Below are 15,793 nucleotides of genomic sequence, written 5' to 3' on the forward strand. Positions count from 1 at the left end.
CCATCATAGGGTGATCACCTTGGCGCACCATACACCTTTTTTTGAACGGATGCAGCCACCCCGACGGCCGGGGTGCCGATGCCTGAACGCTTGACTTGCAGCCCAATTCGGCTTCTGCTCGCAAAATAGTCCGGGGGGGCTGGTCATGACTTATTCCGCCTCTTCAAGCAATTAGATCGTGCTGACATGCCGGTATTGCGCGAAATTTCTACGCGCTCACCGGTGCAATTTGATCAGAAAAATCTCGTTGCGAATTGCAAATGACACCACCAGATCGAAGATTGGTTTGCCATGCCCGATGATTTTGACGCTTCCATCCTGACCGCTGCCTCTGTCGCGATTGGTGACGCCGCAACTGGAGTGATCGAAACCATCGGCGATCAGGATTGGTTTTCTGTCTCGATGCTGGCGGGGCAAACCTATGAGATCCGCATTGATGGCATTTACAGTGATGATCTCAACACCCTGTTCGATCCCTTCTTGCGCGGCATGTATGATAGCACCGGCATCGCCATTCCCGGCCAGGCTGACGACGACAGTGACCCAGCCACCCGTAGCGCCAGTATAATCTACACCGCCACCTACGACGGCCCACATTTCATCGCGGCTTCGGCCTATAATCAGGGCACCGGCAGTTATACCCTATCGGTCAGTGACCTTGGAACCTTTGACGATTATGCCGCGAGCACATTCACCACGGGCAGTGTATTTGCGGGAGGCTCGGCGTTTGGAGCATTCGAGACCCAGGGCGATTCCGACTGGTTCCGCGCGGACCTCGTTCAGGGCGTAACTTACCGGTTCGAATTGTTTGGTGATGGTGCTGGCACATGGGCCACGGCCCCTGCCGTCAGCATGGGTTTGCTGCGCGACGCCAACGGAGATGCCATTTCAAACAGTCTGGATATCAGCGGATCCAGCGTGTCTCCTGTTTCCAGTTTTTTCGAATACACCGCAACCTATTCGGGCGTTCACTATGTTGACGCCTCGACCTCCGGCTCGGATGTGGGACGTTACCAGTTAGACCTCACCGATCTGGGCTATCTTGACGACTACACCGACAGCAGCCTCGGATCCGGATTTGTTGCCGTAAACGGCAGCACCACGGGCGAAATCGAAGCTGACGGAGACGTCGATTGGATCGAGGTCACGCTGACCGCGGGCGAGACCTATGACATCTACGCCTTAGGACTGGACACCGCCGATGGCACATTGGATTTTCCCGTTATCGAAGCAATAATCGACCCGCTTGGGTCAGCTGTCCCCTATGCCTTTAATGGTGGTGCATCTGGTGGCAACAGCGCCCTGCGCTATCTCGCGACCGCTTCGGGCGCGCACCATATCGCGATTGCATCCTATGTCGGTCATACTGGCACCTATACCGTTGAGGTCGACGAGATTGCGGTCATTGATGACTATGGCAACAACCCGTCAAGCGATGGTGATCTGCCGATCAACGCCGTCGTCGGCGGAGAAATCGAAACCGCATTTGATCGCGACTTTTTCCTTGTCGAACTGACCGCTGGCACGGTCTATCAGTTTGATCTCAACAGCTCTGGTTTTGTGGACCCCTATATTTACGGGCTCTACAGCTATGCCTGGAACAACTACTATAACCACCCTGACAACCTGATCCCCGGCACGGGCAATGATGATATTGAAGACGGCAATCTGGACAGCCAGATCATCTTTACCGCCCCGACCACCGGCGATTATTTCATCTCGGCAGGTGCTTTCTCATCGACGACCGGCTCTTACACTCTAAGCCTGCTGACCATCGGCTCCGCACTGGATGACTATGCCAACACCACCCTGACCTCCGGATCCCTGACCATCGGCGGCAGTGTGACCGGAACCAATGAAACCGAAGACGACGAAGACTGGTTTGCCGTCAGTCTGGAAGACGGGTTCGCCTACACCTTCTCCTTTCTCGGCGAAGACAGCTACCGGTCCGATTTCGACCTGCCAGCCTTGCGCGTCTATGATTCGTCCGGCTTTCAAGCCTTTGGCGTGAGTGGTGAAAGCTTCACTTACAACAGCGGCCAGATTACCTTTACCGCCGATGAAACCGGCACCTTTTACATCGCCGTTGGCGACGATGGCGCACAAAACGGGACGGGCTATTATCAGCTGAGCGCGGCGTTGATCGGGCCCGTGGACGACTTTGCCGATGATATCACCACCACCGGCACTTTTGCTCCAGGCGGCTTTGCAAATACCCATGTCACAGGCACCATCGAAACCTTTGACGACGTGGATTGGTTTGCGGTCTCACTCGTCCAAGGCAGCCTTTACGACATCCACCTCAAGGGCGAAGAAACCGGCGTTGGCACCCTCGAAGATCCGCTGTTCCTTGGGGTCTATGACAATCTCGGCGCCTTTCTTGGTGGCGAAGACGACGACAGCGGCGAAGGGCTGAACAGTTTTTCCACCTATGAGGCCACCTATACCGGCACCCATTATTTCGCGGTCAGCGCCTCGCCCAGCGAAGGCTCAGACACCGGCAGCTATGTTCTGCAATACGATGAACTTGGCCCGCCTCTGGACGATCCCCTGCTGGAGGAGACCATAAACGAGGGGGTAACATTCAACGCCAGCCTCACCTTGGAAGATGTCGGTTTCAGTGCCGACACCGTGGTGGATTGGGATGTGACAAGCGTCCTATTCGCAGGCAGCGCCCTGTCGCCAGATGATTACATATTCTCCAGCAGTGTCGGCGACACATTGGATATCTCGGTGCAGGCGGTGGACGATGATCTCGTCGAGGATGACGAGACACTGACCATTGACGCAATCGGCTATGTTGATTGGGTTGGTCCGGCGGGCAACAACGGCGGCGCGACCTATGAAAACGTCAATGGCGGGCAGGTTTTTGGCCAACTGCAGCGGACCGAGGTCGACCTGTCTTTGGAATTTACCATCAACTCTGCGCCCGAAGGGGCGACATCGGAAATTTTTGACTATCAGTTTACCGATCCCGAAGTGATCGGAAATGTCCTGATCGAATATCTCGATGGCAGCGGCGAGGATTTCTCTGTTTTGCCGTTTACCTTTGGCGGCGCTCTGACCGGATCAATGGCCGCAAATGGCGATATCACCGTCAACAGCGCGGCGGCGGCCCCTGGGTCAAGGCTGGTTATTCCTTTCACCGTGATCGACTCGCGTGGCGCGACGACTCTCGGCAACCAGTTCATTACGATGGCGGAACTGGCGGACGACTATCTGCCCGGCGATGACGCAAGCCAATATGGCAATCTGACACTGACGGCCCCGGCCACGGGCAGTATTGAGACGCTAGGCGACCGCGACAGGTTCCTGATTTCTCTGGAGGCGGAGCAGGTCTATTCCCTCTCGCTGGCTTCGGCGGATCTGAGCAATGACCCTCTCTTGGATCCTGCAATTATTGGACTTTTTGATGCGCTCGGCCTGTTGGTCGATGGCACAGCGGACGACAACAGCGGCACCGGAAATGATGCGCTTGTCTCGGGCTTCACAGTCCCAGAGGATGGCATCTACGAGGTCGAGGTCGCCGCTTCTGGCGATCTGGCCACGGGGGATTATGCTCTGACGGCGACGGCCCTTGGCGCAGTGGATGATTACCTGCCGGGATTGTTCGCCACGTCAAATGGCGCAATATCCGTGGGGCAAGCTGCGACAGGGCGGCTGGAGACCGAAGCAGACCGCGACAGGTTCACTGTTGAGCTGACCGCGGGCCATACCTACGAGCTGAACCTGACAGCCAATGGCATTTCCAACGATCCGCTTTTGAACCCCGAACTCTACGGTGTGTTTGACCCACTTGGCACCTTGGTGGCAGGCACCACGGATGACGACAGCGGTCAACGCTTTGATGCGCGCGTTGACAGCTTCCGTGTCACCGCGGACGGGCTTTATGAGATCGAGGTCGGATCGTCGGGAGACGGGTTTGCGGGCGATTACGCGCTCAGCATCGAGACGAAGGACGACTTCCTGCCAGGCACCGCCGTGGATATTCCCGCCTCGCAGTTTGGCACTTTGCTGGTTGACGGAACCGCCGATGGCCACATCGATTTTGAAGGCGACCGCGATCGTTTTTCCGTTGATCTGAATGCAGGCGATTTTTACGCGCTCACGGTTATCGGCACATCGGGCATCAGTGACCCGTCCTTGATCGGTGTCTTTGACATCGAAGGTGAAATGGTCGCCGGGACTGCAGATGGTGACGACAACCCCATCCCAGACGGAATCGTGCCGATCTTTTCGGTCGAAGCCACAGACACCTACCAAGTCGAAATTGGCAGCCACGGCCCGCAGGGTGGCGGGTACCGTGTTGAACTGATCAACTTGGGCACCGAAGACGATTATTTGCCCGGCCCATTTGCCACCCAATTTGGCAACATTGCCGCCGGTCAGACAGAAGTTGGCAGTATCGAAAGCGCCGGGGACACAGACAGGTTTTTGGCCACGCTTGAGGCTGGCAAACTCTACACCATTTCCCTTCAAGGCAGTGACAGCGCCGGTGGCACATTAAGCGATCCTGCGCTCTTGGGTGTTTATGACCCGCTGAACCAACTTGTGAGCGGCTCAAACGACGACAATTCAGGCACCGGAACAGATGCGCTGGTGGCAAGTCTTAATGTCAGCGCAGACGGGGTCTACGAGATCGAGGTTGGATCGATCCTGCAAGGCGCAACGGGCAGCTATTCCCTGAGCCTGATCGAAGACGGCTTCATTGACGATTTCCTACCCGGCGGCACCGCAAGTCAACTGGGCAACGTTGCTGCAGACAATAGCGCCACGGGTGCCATCGAATTTGACACAGACCGCGACAGGTTCCAGGTCAGCTTGGAGGCGGGTTTGGTCTATGAGATCACAGTTTCAGGCGATTCCGGCGGCGGCGGCAGCCTGCCAGACCCGGAACTGTTTGGCCTGTTTGATCTGGAAAACAACCTTGTATCTGGCACGGCAGACGACAATAGCGGAACCGGCCAAGACGCGGCCAGCGCCCCATTTACTGTCGGCAGCGACGGCACATACGAAATCGAAGTGGGCAGCCATCTGGACATAGGCACCGGCGATTACACGGTGGCGGTCAATACGCTGGGCGCAGTTGACGACTACCTCCCCGGCAGCTTTGCCGATGTGTTTGGCGCGCTGACGGTCGATACACCGGCCCTCGGTACAATCGAGACCGCAGGCGACCGCGATCGGTTTGATGTGACGCTTCTGGCCGGGGTGGAATATGCCATCTCGCTAGAGGGGGCCGCGACCGGCGGCGGATCGTTGTCCAACCCCGAATTGATCGGCCTGTTTAGCAGCAGCGGCGCATTGATTGCCGGAACATCCGATGACAATGGCGGCGTGGGCGACAATGCCTTGGTCGATAGCCTGACGGTGGATCAGGACGGAGTGTACCAGATCGAGGTGGCCGCATCAGGCGATCTGGGTATTGGCGACTATACATTGACCGCAGACTTCGTGCGCTATCTGGACGATTTTCTCCCGGGTGTCGCTGGCGAATTCGGCGCACTAACCCTTGGCACACCCGGCAACGGTATCATCGACAGCCCCGGAGACACCGACCGCTTTTTGGTGACTTTGGATGGCGGCACCAGCTATCAGATCAATCTTCAAGGTGTGGATTCCAACGGCGGCACATTGGCCGATCCAGTCCTGACGGGCGTTTTTGCACTGGACGGCAGCGGCCCGTTTTCCCAAAGCACCGATGACGACAGCGGTGTTGGAAGGGACAGTCTTGCCAATTTCACGCCACCTGAACAGGGCCAATACTATGTCGAAGTCTCCGGTTTTGACGATGAGATCGGCAGCTACACCGTCTCTATCGACGATCTGGGCCTGCTGGATGACTTTGCTGCGGATGTGTCAACCACTGGCCGAATTGTCCCCGGTGGAAGCGCGACAGGATCTATTGATTTTCCCGATGACAGGGATTGGTTTGAGGTCGATCTGACCGCCGGCCGCCTCTACCAGATTGATCTGCTATCGCAAGACGGACCTGCAGCGCTGAGCGATCCCTATTTCTACGGTGTCTATGACAGCAACAGCGTCTTGATCACCAACACAGAGAATGACGACGGCGGCAACGGTGCCAACAGCGCCCTGCAATTCTCAGTCGAAAACTCTGGTACCTATTATTTTTCAGCGGGCGGCTTTCTTGAAACCACAGGGCAATACCAACTGAACCTCAATGATTTAGGGGGCGTTGTTGATAACGACAGCTTTGACATCACGCTCGATTATCAAGGCCCGGAAGAATTCCGCCAAGGATTTGAAGCCGCTGCCGCACGGTGGGAATCCGTGATCACTGGCGATCTGCCCTTTGCCTCGGTCGAGGGCTACGGCTTTGTGGATGACATCCTGATCGAAGTGCAGATTGTCGATATCGAATTGGTGTTCGAAGGGGTTGAGCAGGAGATTCTTGCGATCTCCGGTGTCGTCGAACAGCGCGGTACAGATCTTGCGACGGGGGCGCTGTTGCCGACCCGATCCAGGATCGTCGTCAACGCCGAAGCGGCCGAAACCGTGAAGCTGAGCATTGATGATCTGGCGGCCAATGCCATCGGGCGCGCGCTTGGCTTTGGTAGCCTTTGGGAAGAATTTGGGCTGGTGCAAAACACCAATGGGCAAACGGCCTATGTCGGTTCCAATGCGCTGCGTGAATTTGCCGATGTTTCGGGCACACCGAACGGCAGCGCCCTGCTTGAAGACGGTGCAGATGGCGGGCTGGCCAATGAATACTGGCGCGAAGCCATCTTGGACAAAGAACTGATGACGCCAACAATCGGGTTCCGAAATGAAAGCAGCGGCCCGCGCCTGCCCGGCGTGATCGACAACGCCCTTAGCGCCATCACAATCGGCGCGATGGAAGATCTTGGTTATCAGGTTAACTATGGCGCCGCGGATCCCTTTGCCCTGCCCACATTGGCCGGAACACAAGCCTCTGTGGTTCAAGCGCCAGCCCCCTCGCCCAACACCGCAGATCCAGCGCCGGCCGCGCTTGTCCTAACGGATGATTACACCGACATCCCCGGCGGCCAGACGATGTATTACGAAAGGCCAAATATCCTGACGGAAAGCCCGGCCAGCTTTGCCTTGGTCAATGACAACACCAACCTGATCAGCGCGGATGGCAATTCTGCTCTGTTCCTCGAAGGGGTCACGGGGCAAAACCTGCTGATTGATCTGGACGGCGGTTTTGAAAAGAACAGCCCGTCTGCCGTGGCTGATCTGAGCGGTACAGTCCACGCCGCCGAGGTTTTCTCGCAAACCGGATCGCGATTGCTGCGCTTTGATTTCTCGCAAAAACCTGTGCTTATCCAAGACCTGTTGGCCGCCTGGCCCGGATTTGATTTCGATGATGAAAACGTCATCGTGGTCGACAGCCTCTCTGGTGCGGCGGTGCGCATCAACCCAGATGCACAGCAGGGCGATGGCAATCAGATCAATGCCGGAACTGGCGATGATTATGTGCGCGGGGGAGATGCCGCCGAACATATCAACGGCGGCGCAGACAATGACATATTGCTGGGTCAGGGCGCAAACGACACATTGATCGGCGGCAGCGGTGATGACATCATCGATGGCGGAACCGGCAGCGATATGGCGCGTTTCTCTGGCGGTCAAACCGCATACACTCTGACACTCAGCCCCACAGAGACCTTGATCGCGGATCGCCGGACAGATGGCGATGGCAGCGATACTTTGGTCGATGTCGAGCTATTGGATTTCTCCACCAACCTCTTTGGCGGCGCCTTCGATTTGACCTTTTTCGGTGGCCCGACTGGATTGTCCATCGAAGATTTCCAAAGTTTTATCGAGCTTTACATCGCATACTTCAACCGCGCACCGGACGCAGTTGGCCTGAACTTCTGGGGCACCGCCTTTGCCAAGGGGACAACCCTGAGCCAGATGGCGACCCTCTTTGTGGACCAGGACGAGACCAAGGCGACCTATCCCCCTGGCACCGCTTTTGATGTCTTTGCCGAAGCCGTTTACAACAATGTGCTGGGCCGCACCCCTGATCAGGCCGGATTTGATTTCTGGGTTGGCCTGCTTGAGACCGGCGCCGTCAGCCGGGATGCCTTCATTCTCGAAGTGTTGCGCGGTGCGAAATCGGAACTGGACCCCACCCAAGGCGAAGACTTTGTCGCGCAGCAATTGCTAGACCGGGAATACCTTGCCACCAAGACCGACATCGGCACCTATTTTGCGGTCACCAAGGGCATGTCAGACGTGAGTAATGCCACAGATGCGATGGCCCTTTTTGATGGCAGCCAATCCAGTCAAGACGCCGCCGTTGCGGCCATTGACGCCTATCACATCGCCGCGCTTGATCCGGTCAACGGGGCGTTCTTGATGCCTGTGGTCGGCGTTCTGGATGATCCGTTTGCGATTGCCTAGGCGCGTTAGCTGTTGGCCCCGGGCAAGGCGGGCAAGGTCAGATGCGAGTGGATGGTCACATCTCCCTCTTCGCTGACGGAAACCACACGCAAATAGGGCGCTCCGGCGGCGGGATCTTCGGTATGATCATGCGAAATACCCGCAACAACAGCCGCCGAACCGGGTTTCATCACATAATCCTGGAACAGGGTGAGCCGGAAGCGACATTGAAAGCTGTTGCAGATATTGGCCCGATAATTGCGCGGCAATGTACAGCCCTGCACCCCGTGATACACGCAACTTCCTGATGTGCTGTTCTCCGGGATATGGTCCAGATAGATCTGGACAATCTCATCCGCCGTGGCCTCCGGATTGGACCAGCGGAAATAGTCGATCACGTTTTTCTTGATAAAAGCGTGGCGGGTGCCGCCTTGCAAACAGCAATCGCCCTGACAGGCAATGCAGGCCGCATTGAGCGCCATCGGATCCGGCGCTTCCTGCGCAAGGCGGCGGGCATATTCAGGATCATCCTCTGGCCGCTCCGGCGGCACCTCGCTGGCATCGGTTGCCTCAAAACTCTCGCGCACGGCCGCCCGAAGATGTGCCTCAAACGCCGATCGCCGCTCTGCCGGAAGCGGCACAACGGGAATATCGACATAGGGCGCCAGCCCATGCGCCACCTCGTCCAGATCATCCTCACCAATTTCCTGCGCAGCAGCCATGATGACAGGCGCAGTGCGGGCATGGGTGATCTCCAGCCATTTCTGGTATTGTTCCTCCTGTGATTTTGCCAACTGCCCGGACTGGTCAATTTTCATTCTGGTCGCACATTCCGGACGGTCGCAATAGCCTGCCTCGACAGCCGCGACCGACGTCAGTTGTTGACGGCAGGATTTGCAGAATGCGGGGGTGCGGGCTGGCGGATTGGCGAAAGTCATAGGTTATTTATCTGTCAAATCCGCTCAAGTAGACATCAAAAAAGGCTATCAGCACTCACCACCGATGTTGTTGCCCCCGTCCTTGTCACCCTGTTACATCCGAAGGTGTCCCGCCATATGGCACGCGGCAGGCCCCAAAATGCAAGGTCTGATATCCCATGTCCTTGATGATCGAAAAAACATCCGACAGGGCGCGCGGTTTGGTTGTGGTCATCACCATCAGATCGATATCCACATTTTGCGCCCCTCTCGCATGAGCCGCCGTGGTCTTTTTTTCATTTTCATAGCGCGTGCCATTGGGCTCGCGTGACAGGACATAGTCGAAGATGGGATTGGGGCCCTCAAAGCTGTCGTAAACGCCTGTTGTCTGGGCAAGCTGTCGGTCCCTGAGTGTTTCAAACGAAGTGTTGTATGCCTTGGCCATGTCCCTCAGATCATCTTCGGCGATGTCCAGTTTCTTGACCAGCCCGCCCCGCGCACGTGCAGGTTCTTTACAGACCGCATCATATACAGACATACCGATGGTGAAATGTCCGTGGCCGGTATAAAAGCAAAGCCGAACCCCAGCAGGAATACTGGTGAATCCGTCACCATCGTTCCACCCACCGTGGCACAACAGAACGATCTGCGTGGCCATCCCGCTTTGAATGATCTTAAATCCATTCTTCTTCTTCGTTTTCATTACCTTCCTCCGCTGACCTGATGTTGAACTCTCTGCTACTGCGTGCTGCGCCTGCCCTGGTTTTTCATTTGCTCGGCACATGTCGCGACTGCGTGCCTTTGTGGATCACCCCGGTTTCGTGATCCCTCCGTCATCGTCGGGCGGTTTCGGCAACTTTTTATCGGGACCTCCGCAGCGAGGGCTCTCAAAAGAATATTCATGCTCAAACACAACCGCCCCACAGCGGCATCGCGCACCACACTGTCCACATTACTGTCCTTGCCTGCAAAATTGCCGGCACCAATGGCACATTGGCTTGATGCACTCCGGTTGACAAAATTTGTAACCGATCAACGAACAGCTCGCACACAAATGGCGCTGAAGGAGAGTCCCAGACATCTCCTGTGTCTGTCAACGCTCAAATAAACTTGTGCTAGCAGCCCCCAAAATGGAAGCCGCCTGTCGGTAGAAAAGATGATGGCCTGGGGGCGTGGCGCCTCAGCTGCGCAACGCGCGGGCCTGTGCAAAGGACAGCAACTGACGGCTGTCCTCGTCCCACAGGTGCAGCCGCGCATTGGCGAGGCTTTCACGGATTGTCATGCGGTTGCCAATGTCGAGGTCCGGAAAATCGCGCAGGACATCTGGCAGACGATAAAATGGAATGCGGCTATACAAATGATGGACATGGTGGATGCCGATGTTGGCGGAGACCCACTGCAACACAGGCGGCAAAACATAGTGAGAGCTGCCGTGCAGCGCCGCGTCATGCAGATCCCAATCGGTGCTTTTGTCCCAGTGGGTTTCTTCGAACTGGTGCTGAACATAAAACAGCCAGACACCCGCAGTTGCCGCAAGCAATGTGGACGGCAGAAAAATAAGCAAAATCGGCGCCAGCCCGCCAAAATAAATCACAAGGCCCAGCACGGCGAGGATTGCCGCATTGGTTGCCATCGCGCTGGTCCAGTATTTCGCACGGCCCATCAGGCCAAGCGGAATACGGTTTTGCAACAAGAAGATATATCCTGGCCCCAACCCAAACAGAACCAAAGGATTGCGATACAGCCGGTAGTGTAGCCGCAGGATCCAAGACAGCTTTTGGTATTCTTCGACGGTCATTGTGTGAATGTCGCCCATCCCGCGCCGGCATAGGTTGCCCGATGAACTGTGGTGGACAGAATGCGTATGCCGCCAAACATCGTAGGGCGTGACGGTCAGTACCCCAAGGACACGGCCAACCCAATCACTGAAAGTGCGGCTCTTGAAAAACGCGCCATGGCCGCAATCGTGTTGAATCGCAAACAAGCGCAGCAGAAAACCCGCATTCAGCAAAGACAAACCGAAGGTCAGCCAATAGCTGACCGACATGGCCGCCCAGGCCAACGCCCAAAGCAGGACAAAGGGTACCAATGTCACCCCCAGTTCGAATGCACTGCGTGTGGTCGCAGGTTCGCGGTATCCGGAAAGAACTTTCACCCAGTCGCGTGAAGCACGAATTTCGGGCGATTGCCCGTTAGAATTTTTATTTAGGGACATGCGCCTGCTTCTATCGTTTGAATTTCTGATAAACGATTAACCCGTCGAATCAAGAAGACTCTTGGCCCTTTGCTGCGACAAACGGGCAATTCTCCCTGTTTGGGCAAGCCCCCGCGCAGTGGGAGGCTTTGTCAAAGGTCCGATCAACTTGGGCGGGAACGGAGAAACCGGCCCTAGGCGAAAGCGACAGGACGGCTTTGCCCGGCGGATATGACTTGCGCGATCTCCGCGACTCTCTCAGCGTTGTCGGCGGCAATTGTTCCATCGGCATTGTGCAAAGAGTTCTCAAACCCAACCCGCAGTTTGCCGCCCGCTCCGGCAGCAGCGGCGAGGCAGGCGGTTTCTTGGGTGCCAAAGGCGCAGATCGCCCAGTCCAGCGGCACCTCAAGTCCCGCCATCCAGGACAGAAACGGATCAAGATCAGCAGGCAGTGATTGCTGCCCGTCACTATACCGACCCAACACAAAAATCACTTGCAACACCCCGTCGCCCAATTGACCTTGCGCCGCCATTGCCGAGAACGTCTGCAGATCTTCTGCACCATAAAGAATATGCTGCACCGCAATCTCGTTGACTGCTGCCCAGTCGTAAAACGCCAAGACCGCGCTTTGATCATCATCCGCTGTCATCTCGGCCAATGACACCGACACCAGATCCGGGCGCACTTGCCGGATGATCTGGCGCTGCTCTGACGGAGAGTAGCGGCCAACAGCCTCGGTTGTGATCTGCACGGCCATGTCAGGAAGGGCATGTCGCAACGCCTCAAGCGCCTCGCGGTATTGCCCTGCGTCCAGAACATGGGCACCCTGCGCATCCCGGATGTGCAAGTGTAACCCATCTGCACCAGCCCTGAAACACGCCTCCGCCGTGCGCAGGATCTCGGGCAAGGTGATAGGCAATTCGGGATGGTCTGCCTTGGTTTTGCGGGCGCCGGTGGGCGCGACCATAAGCCTAGGAAGTGGCGTCACAACACCGCACCAATGGCGGTGCTCAGCTTGGTCACGATCTCGTCGATATGCCCATCCTCAAGGATAAACGGCGGGGCCAGCAGGATGTGATCGCCGCGTACGCCGTCAATCGTTCCGCCCATCGGATAACAGATCAAGCCCGCCGCAAATGTCTCTTTCTTGAGCAGCTTGTTGATGCCCCGCTCCGGTGCAAAAGGCGCTTTGGTCTCGCGGTCCTCAACGATCTCGATCCCGCGGAATAGCCCCCTGCCCCTAATGTCACCGATGTTGGGATGCTGGCCAAAGGCCTGTTCCAGGGCCGACTGCAATTTGCTCCCCATCTCTGCAGAACGGTTCACCAGCCCGCCATCGGTCAATTTGGTCAGCACCGCAAGCGAAGCCGCACAGGCGGTCGGGTGCCCGACATAGGTATGCCCATGCTGGAAAAAGCCGCTGCCATCCTCGATCGCGGCATAAATTCTGGCGCTGCACAGCATCGCGCCGATGGCCTGATAACCCGCACCCAGCCCTTTGGCGATGGCGATGATGTCCGGGGCAACGCCGTCCTCTTCGCAGGCAAACAGTTTGCCGGTGCGACCCATCCCGCACATCACCTCGTCCAAGATCAACAAAACGCCATAGCGGTCGCAAATTTCGCGGATGCGTTTGAAATAGCCCTCAACCGCTGGCACCGCGCCGGCGGTCGCCCCGACCACTGGTTCTGCAACAAAGGCAAAGACGCTGTCCTCCCCCAGACGCTTGATCTCGGCCTCCAACTCATCGGCAACGCGGTGGCCATAAGCCAGCGTGGTTTCTTCGGCCCGCTTGCCACGGTATTCAAAACACGGCGATATATGCGTGGTTTCAACCATCAACGGCGCAAAAGGCGCGCGCCGCCATTCATTGCCGCCCGTGGCCAAAGCGCCCAACGTGTTACCATGATAGCTTTGCCGCCGTGCAATCACATGGCGGCGCTGTGGCTGGCCAATCTCTACAAAATACTGCCGTGCCAGCTTGAGTGCGGCCTCCATCGCCTCGGACCCGCCTGACACCAGATAGACCCGGTCAATGCCTTCGGGGGCATGAGATATCAGCTTGTCCGCCAATTGCTCGGCCGGATCGGAAGTGAAAAAGCTGGTGTGCGCATAGGCGATGCTGTCAAGTTGCGCCTTGATCGCCGCAATCACATCCGGATCACCATGGCCAAGGCAAGACACAGCCGCGCCGCCTGACCCGTCAAAATATTGCTTGCCCGATTGATCGTAAAGATAGACCCCCTCGCCGCGTGCGACGGTGGGAAGGTTGGATTTAGTATGACGTGGAAAGACATGTGACACGGGAAAACCCCCATTGGTGCAGCTGCCTTATTGAAACATACGATTCTGTGATTGACTAGGTGTGAAACAGATGAAACACTCCTGTGATGCAGTCATCGGGGGGGTGATTTGTCAGATCTGTCGTTTGAACAACAACTGTCAGGAAAATACGCCACGCTCAGCGCCAAGCTGAAAGAGGCGGCCGATTTTGTTGTGTCAAACCCTGTCGATGTCGCCACCCGAAGCCTACGCACCATTTCCAAAGACGCCAAGCTGGCCCCGGCCACCTTTTCGCGCATGTCCAGTGCCTTGGGCTTTACCAGCTATGAAGACCTGCGCGATCTGTTGCGTCTGGAAATCCAACACCGCCCCGGATCGTTTTCGCGCGGCGTCGAGGCCTTGCAGCAAAGCCATGACGAAGGGGATCCCGATTTTATCGCACAGCACACCCAAGCCTGCGCATCGAACTTGCAGGCCCTAAGCGGCACCATCGATAAAGACCGGCTCGATGCCTGTGTGGATCACCTTTATCAGGCACGGCGGGTGCTGGTGACAGGCGCCCTTGGGTCAACGGGCGTTGCAGAATATCTCACCTATATGGCCAATTTCCTTTTTGACAATTGGTCCATGGCCAGCCGAATGGGCGCATCCCTTGCCAGCGGTTTGGTGGGATTGTCTTCCAAAGACGTGTTGATCGTGATCACCAAGCCGCCTTTTGCCAGCAAATCCATCAATGCCGCCAAGGAGGCCTTTGATGCGGGTGCCTATGTCGTGGTGATCACCGACACGCACACCTGCCCGGCGCTCGCCTATGCATCGGACAGTTTCATCGTCCCGACCCAAAGCCCACATTTCTTTTCATCCTACACAACCACCTTGGTTCTGTGCGAAATCCTGATCGGAAAGCTGGCCGCAATTTCAGACGCTTCCGCACGGCACCGCATCGCCGAAGTGGAAAACAAGAATCGTCGTCTCAGCGAGGTTTGGGACGGCTGACATCACCAAAAGCAAACATCAAACAAGGAGAGTATAGATGTCTATCAACTGGAAATTTTCTGCCGCAGGTCTGGCGCTGGGTGCGCTGATGGCACCGGCCGCGATGGCCGAAGAGTTCATCACAATCGGCACCGGTGGCGTGACCGGCGTGTATTACCCAACGGGTGGCGCGATCTGCCGTCTGGTGAACAAGGGCCGAAAAGAGCATGGCATCCGCTGCTCCGTGGAATCCACGGGCGGATCGGTCTACAACATCAACACCATCCGCGAGGGTGAGCTTGAGTTTGGTGTGGCCCAGTCCGACTGGCAGTACCACGCCTATAACGGCACATCCAAATTCGAAGAAGCTGGCAAATTCGAAGGTCTGCGGGCTGTGTTCTCTGTCCACCCTGAGCCCTTTACCGTTGTGGCCCGCGCCGATGCTGGCGTGAAAAACTTTGACGATCTCAAAGGCAAGCGTGTGAACATCGGCAACCCCGGTTCCGGTCAGCGCGGCACAATGGAAGTTCTGCTGGAGGCCAAAGGCTGGACCACGGGCGATTTCGCACTGGCAACAGAGCTGAAAGCGGCAGAGCAGTCTGCGGCGCTGTGTGACAACCAGATCGATGCGATGGTCTACACCGTTGGCCACCCATCCGGCTCCATTCAGGAAGCGACCACCGCTTGCGATTCCGTTCTGGTGACAGTTGACGGCGACGCAGTGAATGGCCTGATCGCGGATAATCCGTTCTACCGCTCCGCAACAATTCCCGGCGGCATGTATCGCGGCAATGACGGCGACACGATGACATTTGGTGTGGGCGCGACATTCGTGACCTCCACAGATGTGTCAGAAGAAGCGGTCTATGCAGTTGTGAAATCCGTGATGGAAAACATCGAAGATTTCAAAAAGCTGCACCCTGCCTTTGCCAACCTTGACCCCAAGGAAATGGCAACCGCGGGTCTGTCCGCGCCGCTGCACCCCGGTGCTGCGAAATACTACAAAGAAGCAGGCATCATCGAGTAATCGAAAGCCTCACAGAAAGG

Annotated in this window: 8 protein-coding genes; 3 read left to right on the forward strand and 5 right to left on the reverse strand. The window is 56.8% G+C overall.

The features are described 5' to 3' along the window. Positions 1-291 precede the first annotated feature (291 nt). Positions 292-8,397, forward strand: a complete 8,106-nt coding sequence (locus tag JNX03_RS08475) for a DUF4214 domain-containing protein (protein ID WP_203211939.1) — start codon at positions 292-294, stop codon at positions 8,395-8,397. A gap of 5 nt (positions 8,398-8,402) precedes the next feature. On the opposite strand, the gene JNX03_RS08480 is transcribed toward JNX03_RS08475, so the two are convergent. The 5 genes from JNX03_RS08480 to JNX03_RS08500 form a co-directional block, all read right to left on the reverse strand. Next, a complete protein-coding gene (locus JNX03_RS08480; RefSeq protein ID WP_203240802.1) occupies positions 8,403-9,194 on the reverse strand; it encodes a hypothetical protein in 792 nt (263 codons plus the stop codon). 205 nt (positions 9,195-9,399) lie between these two features. After that, positions 9,400-9,996, reverse strand: coding sequence for a putative adhesin (locus tag JNX03_RS08485; protein ID WP_203211941.1), 597 nt, complete (start codon positions 9,994-9,996; stop codon positions 9,400-9,402). A 477-nt stretch (positions 9,997-10,473) separates the two neighbouring features. Beyond that, positions 10,474-11,508, reverse strand: a complete 1,035-nt coding sequence (locus JNX03_RS08490; protein ID WP_203211942.1) for a fatty acid desaturase — start codon at positions 11,506-11,508, stop codon at positions 10,474-10,476. A 173-nt stretch (positions 11,509-11,681) separates the two neighbouring features. Beyond that, on the reverse strand, positions 11,682-12,476 hold the full coding sequence (locus JNX03_RS08495; RefSeq protein WP_203211943.1) for a 3-keto-5-aminohexanoate cleavage protein: 795 nt from the start codon (positions 12,474-12,476) through the stop codon (positions 11,682-11,684). Beyond that, entirely contained in the window at positions 12,473-13,792 is a 1,320-nt protein-coding gene (locus tag JNX03_RS08500; protein ID WP_203211944.1) for an aspartate aminotransferase family protein, read from the reverse strand. The genes JNX03_RS08495 and JNX03_RS08500 overlap by 4 nt, the downstream gene beginning before the upstream one ends. A 108-nt stretch (positions 13,793-13,900) precedes the next feature. Here JNX03_RS08500 and JNX03_RS08505 point away from each other — a divergent pair, with 108 nt between their 5' ends. Together JNX03_RS08505 and JNX03_RS08510 are read left to right on the forward strand one after the other, a co-directional pair. Beyond that, positions 13,901-14,767: a MurR/RpiR family transcriptional regulator gene (locus tag JNX03_RS08505; RefSeq protein ID WP_203211945.1), complete on the forward strand. Its 867-nt coding sequence runs from the start codon at positions 13,901-13,903 to the stop codon at positions 14,765-14,767. Positions 14,768-14,804: 37 nt separating this feature from the next. Then, positions 14,805-15,773, forward strand: a complete 969-nt coding sequence (locus JNX03_RS08510) for a TAXI family TRAP transporter solute-binding subunit (protein WP_203211946.1) — start codon at positions 14,805-14,807, stop codon at positions 15,771-15,773. Positions 15,774-15,793 lie beyond the last annotated feature (20 nt).

It is taken from the genome of Sulfitobacter mediterraneus (assembly GCF_016801775.1).
GTDB classification, from domain to species: domain Bacteria; phylum Pseudomonadota; class Alphaproteobacteria; order Rhodobacterales; family Rhodobacteraceae; genus Sulfitobacter; species Sulfitobacter mediterraneus_A.